The sequence below is a fragment of the Albidovulum sp. genome, assembly GCF_049646345.1.
GTDB lineage: Bacteria > Pseudomonadota > Alphaproteobacteria > Rhodobacterales > Rhodobacteraceae > Albidovulum.
Map to the genome: position 1 here is coordinate 1 of NZ_JBARVQ010000162.1, position 2,736 is coordinate 2,736.

Annotated in this window: 4 protein-coding genes; 3 read left to right on the top strand and 1 reads right to left on the bottom strand. The window is 61.3% G+C overall.

The window, feature by feature from the left end; translation table 11 throughout:
• A partial coding sequence (locus WBB85_RS04070; RefSeq protein WP_432637349.1) for a PAS domain-containing protein occupies positions 1-405 on the bottom strand: 405 nt, incomplete at its 3' end.
• Between the two features lie 201 nt (positions 406-606).
• Here WBB85_RS04070 and WBB85_RS04075 point away from each other — a divergent pair.
• Genes WBB85_RS04075 through WBB85_RS04085 form a run of 3 tightly spaced genes read left to right on the top strand, consistent with a single transcriptional unit; the run spans position 607 to position 2,659 of the window.
• Positions 607-1,509 (top strand): YicC/YloC family endoribonuclease, encoded by a 903-nt coding sequence (locus WBB85_RS04075; protein ID WP_432637350.1) that lies wholly within the window; start codon positions 607-609, stop codon positions 1,507-1,509.
• A 2-nt stretch (positions 1,510-1,511) separates the two neighbouring features.
• Positions 1,512-2,144, top strand: a complete 633-nt coding sequence (gene gmk / locus WBB85_RS04080) for a guanylate kinase (protein ID WP_432637351.1) — start codon at positions 1,512-1,514, stop codon at positions 2,142-2,144.
• Positions 2,141-2,659: a gamma carbonic anhydrase family protein gene (locus tag WBB85_RS04085; protein ID WP_432637352.1), complete on the top strand. Its 519-nt coding sequence runs from the start codon at positions 2,141-2,143 to the stop codon at positions 2,657-2,659. Before gmk ends, WBB85_RS04085 begins: the two co-directional genes overlap by 4 nt.
• Positions 2,660-2,736 lie beyond the last annotated feature (77 nt).

Consider the following 2,736-nt stretch of genomic DNA (forward strand, 5'->3'; position numbering starts at 1 on the left):
CCCCAAAGCCCGGCTGACATCACCCAGATCGCTCTTCAGCGGCAGGATCAGCAACCGCGCCTGCATCTCGGACTTGCCGAAACCCGGTTCGGCTTTCAGCGTGAAGTCAGCGGTACTTGGGCCCGAAAACACGGCCTGAAGCACGTCGGATACATCGTGCCGTGCTTTGGGGGTGAAAAAGGACGTCAGCGGCATGCCGCGAACTTCCATCCCCATCAGATCGTTCAGATGCAATCCGGCAAGCCGGAACCGCGCAACTTGCGGCGAAACCCGTTCGAGCACGAATGCATATTCAAGCGCACGTTCAATTCCGCGCGGATCGATTTCGGACCGGAACGGAACGCCACGTCCACATCTGAGGGCTTCCCAATAATCCCTCACTTCAGAAATATGACTAAACCTCATAATCCTTCGACTTTCCTGATGCGGGAGCAGCCGTCCCGGTTCACCCAACACATCCGGCCGCTACGACGCCTCGGTCGCCCGCAACTTAACACAGGCCGACGCGTTGTCGCGCCGGTCAGCATTTGTTAACTCTACGGCCAGAATACTTACTGAAGTGTTAATAACATGATCCGGCGGTTCACTGGGGGACAAAAGTCTTAAATGGTAAATGCACAACTTGTGTCCATGACCGGCTTTGCGGCCCGTCGGGGAGAGGGGGCGGGGTTTTCCTGGGCCTGGGAAATCCGGTCCGTGAACGGCAAGGGGCTGGATCTTCGGCTGCGCGTTCCCGACTGGATCGACGGTCTGGAACCGGCAATTCGTGCGGGTGTCACAAAAGTGGCCGTGCGCGGCAATATCTCGGTCTCCCTGAAACTGACGCGTGCCACTGGCGATGACGGGCTGAGGGTCAATGCCGCCGGGCTGTCATCTGTGCTGAACGCGCTGGCAACGGTCAGGGCCGGGGCCGAGGCGGCCGGTATCCCGCTGGCAACGCCCAGCGCCGCCGAGGTGCTGAACTTGCGTGGTGTGATCGATCAGGGGGGCGAGGTAGAGGATACCGCGCCGCTTCTTGCGGCCCTCAGCCGCGATCTCGTCCCGCTTCTTGATGACTTCGCTGCAATGCGCGCCGCAGAGGGCAGGGCGCTTGCCACGGTTATCGCGGCGCAGATCGGGCGGGTTGAGGCCCTGACGGCGGACGCCAAAACCGCCACAGAATCGCGGCGCGAGGAACAGGCCCGTGCCCTGACTGACAATCTGGCCCGTGTGATGACGGGCGCGGCCGAGGCCGATCCGGACCGGATCGCGCAGGAACTGGCGCTGCTGGTCGTCAAATCCGATGTGACGGAAGAGCTTGATCGTCTGGGCGCGCATATCGCCGCCGCGCGCGGGCTATTGGCCGAAAAAGGCGCGGTGGGGCGCAAGTTCGATTTCCTGATGCAGGAATTCATGCGTGAGGCAAATACGCTCTGTTCCAAATCCGGCAACGCGGCGCTGACCCGGATCGGGCTTGACCTGAAGACCGTGATCGACCAGATGCGGGAACAGGTTCAGAACGTGGAATAGCCATGAAACGCAAGGGCTTGCTGATCATCCTGTCGTCGCCCTCCGGTGCGGGCAAATCGACGCTGGCCAAACGGCTGATGGAATGGGACCCGACGCTTAAGTTTTCGGTCTCGGCCACAACCCGCGCGCCGCGCCCCGGCGAAAAGGACGGGCGCGAATACTTCTTCCGGTCCCGCGAGGATTTCGCGGCAATGGTCGAGGCGGGCGAGATGCTGGAACATGCCGAGGTCTTCGGCAATTTCTACGGCTCGCCCAAGGGGCCGGTCGCAGCGGCGATGATCGAAGGCCGCGACACGCTTTTCGACATAGACTGGCAGGGCGGTCAGCAGGTGAAGCAGGCGATGGGCGACGATGTCGTATCGATCTTTGTCCTGCCGCCCTCCATCTCAGAACTGGAACGACGCCTGCGCAGCCGTGGGCAGGACAGTGATGAGGTCATCGCCGGGCGCATGGCTAAATCCGAGGCCGAAATCAGCCATTGGGCGGAATACGATTATGTCCTGATCAACGAAGATCTCGACCGGGCCGAGGCCGAACTGAAAACCATCCTGATGGCGGAACGCATGCGCCGTGACCGGCAGCCCAGCCTGTCGGAATTTGTGCGCGGCCTCAACCGGGAGTTTTCGCAACGATGATCTATGAACTGGACGGAATTTCACCGCAACTCGCCGAGGATGCTTGGGTTGCGCCGGATGCCAATCTGATTGGCAAGGTCGTGCTGGAGGCAGGCGCGAATGTCTGGTTCGGATCAACGCTGCGAGGTGACAACGAGGAAATCCGTGTTGGTGCCGGGTCAAACATTCAGGAAAACTGCGTCCTTCACACCGATATGGGCTATCCGCTGGTGATCGGCGCGGATTGCACCATCGGCCACAAGGCGATGCTGCATGGCTGCACGATCGGCGAGGGCAGCCTGATCGGCATGGGTGCGACTGTGCTGAACGGCGCGAAGATCGGCAAGGGCTGTCTGATCGGGGCGAATGCGCTGATCACCGAAGGCAAGGAAATCCCCGATGGCAGCCTCGTGATGGGCGCGCCGGGCAAGGTCGTTCGCAGCCTCGACGAAGCAGCGCGGGCTAAATTGCTTGCCTCGGCGTCGCATTACCGGGCGAATGCCGCGCGGTTTCGCAACGGGCTTCGGGCCCTCTGATCGCGTTCAGCCCTCGCAAAAAATGACGATATCGAAGACAAGCGTGGGGCAGTGTCCCCGCACATCCTCAATAACTG